The following is a 4,584-nucleotide window of genomic DNA, read 5'->3' as shown; positions in this document are numbered from 1 at the left end:
CCGGGCTGCGGCTGCTATCCCTGGACCAGGTGCCCCGCTACGACGAGGCGCCGGAGACCGGCGCGACCTTCGAAGACAACGCCGTGGCCAAAGCGCGGGACGGCTACGCCGCGACCGGGCTGGCCTGTGTGGCCGATGACTCCGGGTTGACGGTCGACGCGCTGAACGGGATGCCCGGGGTGCTGTCGGCCCGCTGGTCGGGTGCGCACGGCGACGACGCGGCGAACACCGCGCTGCTGCTGGCCCAGCTGCGAGACGTACCCGATCCGCGCCGCGGCGCCGCGTTCGTCTCGGCGTGCGCGCTGGTCTCCGGCTCCGGGGAGGTCGTCGTCCGCGGTGCGTGGCCGGGCCGGATCGCCGCCGAACCGCGCGGCGACCGCGGGTTCGGCTACGACCCGGTGTTCATCCCCGACGGCGCGGACCGCACCGCGGCCCAGCTCGACCCGGCGGAGAAGGACGCCGAGTCGCACCGCGGCCGGGCGCTGGCGCTGCTGGTTCCGGCGCTGCGGGCGCTGGGGTGCTAGATTCCGAACTGCGCCTTGATGTTCCGGTTCTGGTAGTGCTCGACGACGATGCCCAGCAGCGGCACGGTGCCGGCCAGTAGCACGCCGATGGTCTTTCCGACCGGCCAGCGGACCTTCACTGCCAGGTCGAACGCGGCCAGCACGTAGATGAAATAGAAGATTCCGTGCACCTGGGTGACCCACAGGACCGGGTGGTGGAACACGTAGTGGGAGACGAGTTCGCCGCAGAGCACGAGCAGCCAGATGCCGGTCACCCACGCCATCACCCGGTAGCGGGTCAGGGCGGGCCGGATCTTCTCGGTCGGCGCGGCGCCGACGGGCAGGCGTGTTTCGGGAGTGCTCATGCGGTGTTCCTTTTCTGTTCGTCGTTCTCGGCAAGCTCGGCCAGGTAGCTGTTGTACTCGCGCAGCACCGGATCGTCGACCGGCGCGGCGGCGGGTGCCGGACGTTCGGGCAGCAGCCCCGCGGGTATCTCGGTGACGGTATCGCGGGCCGGCGGTGGCGCCTCCTCGTAGCGGACGAATTTCCGGTAGGCGTAGATGCAGAACCAGGCGAACAGCGGCCACTGCAGCGCGTAGCCGAGGTTCTGGAAGCTGCCCGACGTCGACTGGAAGCGGCTCCACTGCCACCAGCCGAGCGCTAGACACCCGCAGGCGGCGCTCACCACCAAGACGACCAGGGCCGGTCTCCGACGCCGGGTAGTGGACACGTCTCGACGGTACCGCCATAACGCCGGCGGATGTGCGCACACCGGTGCGCGGCCCTCGTGCCGTCAAGCGCTACGATCGCTGGGCCCGCGGGCGTGGTGAAATGGCAGACACGCCGGCTTTAGGTGCCGGTGCTCGAAAGAGCGTGTGGGTTCGAATCCCTCCGCCCGCACTCAGCGGTGATGCGCCCGCTGGCTGGCTCGGATCGGGTGCGCCCGGGTGTTCAGTGGCTACCGGTGGGGCACCGCCCGCTCAGGCGATTTTGTTCCCCCGCGACAGCGTGTCCGGGCAGAGTTCGTGCTGCGCGGCGTCGATGGCGATCTGGGCGTCCGGCCCGCCGGTGTAGTTCTTCGCGATCTGGTCGCGTGGGGTGAACTGGCGCAGCTCGGAGCAGACCACGTTGCCCAGCGCGACCCAGGTGCTCTCCGTCTTCGGCTGCACCGCCTGCCCGTGGTTGCGCAGGTAGGTCAGGTAGCTGTCGTCGTCGGCGTCCGCGCCGGCGGCGCGGAGCACCGCGGCCGCCACGAAGGTCGCCGCGACGGTGAGGCGAGTCCAGGCCACGTCGGTGACGTTACTGGCTCTTGAGCCGATCCGCGACGAAAGTCGCAGCTTCGTCCGTCTTGGTCGGGATGTACTGCAGGTGCGCCAGGATGTTCCCGCTGGCCGCGCAGACCACGTCGTCCTGGGTGCACAGCGAGATGCTCTTGGGTTGGTAGGCCGCGGCCAGTGTCGGCACCTGACCGTTCGTCACCGAATTCGACCATCCGCTGATAGCGGTCGGCGGGCCGAACAGTGCCACCGCGGCGACGTGGTCGGCCACCTCGGCCGGCATCGAATTGCTCGCCAGCTCGATCACCCCGGCGCCCTGCGAGTATCCGCCGAGCACGATCTGGGTCTTCGGGCAGTTGGTGATCGTGCCCTGGATGTGCGCCGAGGCGTCCTGGACACCGATGCCCGGGCTGGTGGCGAAGTCGTAGGTCGCCGGGTAGTTCACCGGATAGTCCTGGATCGACTTGCCGGGCACCTGCTCGCGCAGGGCGGCGAGGAAGGCGTCCCCGACGTCGCCCAGGCCGACCGGCTGACCGGATCCGCGGGCGAACACCACCTCGGCGTCCGGGCAGCCCTCGGCCGCCGCGGACGGGGAATCGAGCGGGGCGCTGACCAGGGCCGCGCCCAGGACCGTCGCGACGCCGACGATGCGAACCAAGTTACCCATGCGTAGATATTGGCACGTCCGCCCGTCGTCGCCCAAAACCGGGACGTTCCCCGATCCCGGCGATGCGCGGCTCGGCGCGTCCCCGGCGGCGTGCTCGCCCAGCTGCTGCAACGGGTCAGGCCCAGGGCCAGCTGACCAGCCAGGCACGCACGTTGTATTGAACGCCTTTCGCAGCCCAGATCGACGTTCCGTTGATTCTGCCCAGGATGCCGCCGGGCACCACGAATCCCGGCCGGCGTGGCGTAATTGGCACGGCGCCGACTCGGCTGTCGTACCCTGTGGCACGTGTTGGTTTCCCGGCGTGACCTGCTGAAGCTGGCCGCGGCCGCACCGGCCGCCCTGGGTCTCGGCGCCACGACGGCAGCGCTGGCCCCGGCGCCGGCTTCGGCGGAACCATTGGGCATCCTGCTCGACTACGCGGCCGGTGTCATCCCCGCCGCTGACCTGCGGTCCGTCGGCGCCGCCGGGGCGATTCGCTACGTCTCCGACCGCCGTCCCGGCGCCGACTGGATGCTCGGCAAGCCGTTGCAACTGGCCGAGGCGACCGACCTGCACGGCAACGGACTCCAGATCGTCTCCTGCTACCAGTACGGCAAACAGCAGACCGCCGACTGGCTCGGTGGGGAGGCGGCCGGTGTCCGACACGCCCAACGCGGCTGGGAGCTGCATACCGCTGCCGGCGGCCCGACCGACGCGCCGGTCTACGCGTCCATCGACGACGACCCGTCCTACGACCAGTACACGGCCCAGGTGGCCCCGTACCTGCGGGGCTGGGAGTCGGTGATCGGGCACCAGCGGACCGGGGTGTACGCCAACTCGAAGACCATCGAGTGGGCGATCCAGGATGGCATCGGGTCGTATTTCTGGCAGCACAACTGGGGGTCGCCGCAGGGGCCGGCGCATCCGGCGGCGCACCTGCATCAGGTCGAGGTCGACGCCCGCCAGGTCGGCGGGGTCGGCGTCGACGTCAACCACGTGCTCAAGCCCGGATTCGGCCAGTGGGCGTGACGCCCGGCAGGTGGACCAGCGGTTCCCCAGCAAACTCCGCCGAGGCGCCTCCGGTGGCCGGTCGGTGGCCGACCCTACCCTGCCGGCAGGCCGACGCCACGGTGGCGACGTCGAGGCGTTATATAACGATTAGGTAACAATACTGCCTTGATCTGCGCAGTTGTGGTTACCCGACCGTAACCGCGTGCACGCAGGACGTTTGGTGCGGCCATTTGCGCGCGGTGTTCGACCAGGTGTTACCTGGCGCACAGTTACTCGCGCGTAGAACTCATCAGTAACCTTCTAGCTGCAGAAACGGCACAGCTTCTTATGACACTCTTATTGCCAGCCGGTCGGTCCCGGGCGCCCAGAGCTGCCCGAGCCGACTGTCGGGGGAGACGACCGGGTGGGCGATGTGGCCCGGCCGGTTGAGGCATGGCATAGACCTAGACGAAACGACCTAGACGAAACAGGGAGATACGTACCGTGACGATCCACGAGGATGACCGGGTTTTCGCTGACCGTGCGGGCGCCGAGTCCGGGCGCCGCGGCAGCGCCCCGGCGGCCCTGGTGGATCGCCTCGCCGGTGGCGAGCCCTACGCGGTGGCCTTCGGGGGTCAGGGCAGCGCGTGGCTGGAGACGCTCGAGGAGCTGGTTTCCGGGGCCGGCGTCGAAGCCGAGCTGACGACGCTGGTCGGCGAGGCCGACCTGCTGTTGGAGCCGATCGCCAAGGAACTCGTCGTTGTCCGGCCGATCGGGTTCGAGCCGCTGCACTGGGTTCGGTCGCTGGCCGCCGAGGACGCGGTCCCGTCGGCCAAGCAACTGACCTCGGCGGCGGTGTCGGTGCCCGGCGTGCTGCTCACCCAGATCGCCGCCGTGCGGGCGCTGGCCCGCCAGGGGCTGGACCTGACGGCCACCCCGCCGGTGGCGGTCGCCGGGCATTCGCAGGGGGTGCTGGGCGTCGAGTCGGTGAAGACCGGCGGCGCCGACGACGTGCAGTTGCTGGCGATGGCCCAGCTGATCGGCGCGGCCGGGACACTGGTAGCACGCCGGCGCGGCATCTCGATCCTGGGCGATCGTCCGGCGATGGTGTCGGTGAGCAACGCCGACCCCGAGCGCATCCTGGCGCTGCTGGACGCGTTCGCCCAGG

Annotated in this window: 7 protein-coding genes and 1 tRNA gene; 4 read left to right on the top strand and 4 right to left on the bottom strand. The window is 70.0% G+C overall.

Annotated features, from left to right (window positions below):
* On the top strand, positions 1 to 524 hold a 524-nt coding region (locus AC2VNT_RS14120; protein ID WP_486947455.1), incomplete at its 5' end, for a non-canonical purine NTP pyrophosphatase.
* Here AC2VNT_RS14120 and AC2VNT_RS14115 read toward each other — a convergent pair.
* Positions 521 to 868 carry a DUF3817 domain-containing protein gene (locus tag AC2VNT_RS14115; RefSeq protein WP_486947454.1) on the bottom strand — a complete coding sequence of 116 codons (348 nt, stop codon included), beginning with the start codon at positions 866 to 868 and terminating at the stop codon, positions 521 to 523. The two genes, AC2VNT_RS14120 and AC2VNT_RS14115, sit on opposite strands and share 4 nt — an antisense overlap.
* Positions 865 to 1,233 carry a hypothetical protein gene (locus AC2VNT_RS14110; RefSeq protein WP_486947453.1) on the bottom strand — a complete coding sequence of 123 codons (369 nt, stop codon included), beginning with the start codon at positions 1,231 to 1,233 and terminating at the stop codon, positions 865 to 867. The genes AC2VNT_RS14115 and AC2VNT_RS14110 overlap by 4 nt, the downstream gene beginning before the upstream one ends.
* 87 nt (positions 1,234 to 1,320) lie before the next feature.
* Between AC2VNT_RS14110 and AC2VNT_RS14105 the strand changes: the two genes are divergently transcribed.
* A tRNA-Leu gene (locus tag AC2VNT_RS14105) sits at positions 1,321 to 1,403 on the top strand.
* 80 nt (positions 1,404 to 1,483) lie between these two features.
* Here AC2VNT_RS14105 and AC2VNT_RS14100 read toward each other — a convergent pair.
* Both AC2VNT_RS14100 and AC2VNT_RS14095 read right to left on the bottom strand, forming a co-directional pair.
* The gene (locus AC2VNT_RS14100) at positions 1,484 to 1,792 is read right to left on the bottom strand and encodes a DUF732 domain-containing protein (RefSeq protein ID WP_486947452.1); all 309 of its coding nucleotides are present in this window, start codon (positions 1,790 to 1,792) and stop codon (positions 1,484 to 1,486) included.
* Positions 1,793 to 1,802: 10 nt separating this feature from the next.
* Complete coding sequence (locus tag AC2VNT_RS14095) at positions 1,803 to 2,447, bottom strand: cutinase family protein (protein WP_486947451.1); 645 nt, start codon at positions 2,445 to 2,447, stop codon at positions 1,803 to 1,805.
* A gap of 285 nt (positions 2,448 to 2,732) precedes the next feature.
* Here AC2VNT_RS14095 and AC2VNT_RS14090 point away from each other — a divergent pair, with 285 nt between their 5' ends.
* Entirely contained in the window at positions 2,733 to 3,455 is a 723-nt protein-coding gene (locus AC2VNT_RS14090; RefSeq protein WP_486947450.1) for a DUF1906 domain-containing protein, read from the top strand.
* Positions 3,456 to 3,920: 465 nt separating this feature from the next.
* The coding region (locus AC2VNT_RS14085) for a hypothetical protein (protein WP_486947449.1) at positions 3,921 to 4,584 on the top strand (664 nt) is incomplete at its 3' end.

Source organism: Mycobacterium sp. TH-M15 (assembly GCF_057473705.1).
This window is presented reverse-complemented; position numbering and strand designations above follow the sequence as displayed.

Bases quoted from the DNA above. Each gene is read 5' to 3' on its own strand.
- AC2VNT_RS14115 (WP_486947454.1), bottom strand. From the start codon at position 868: ATGAGCACTCCCGAAACACGCCTGCCCGTCGGCGCCGCGCCGACCGAG.
- AC2VNT_RS14095 (WP_486947451.1), bottom strand. From the start codon at position 2,447: ATGGGTAACTTGGTTCGCATCGTCGGCGTCGCGACGGTCCTGGGCGCG.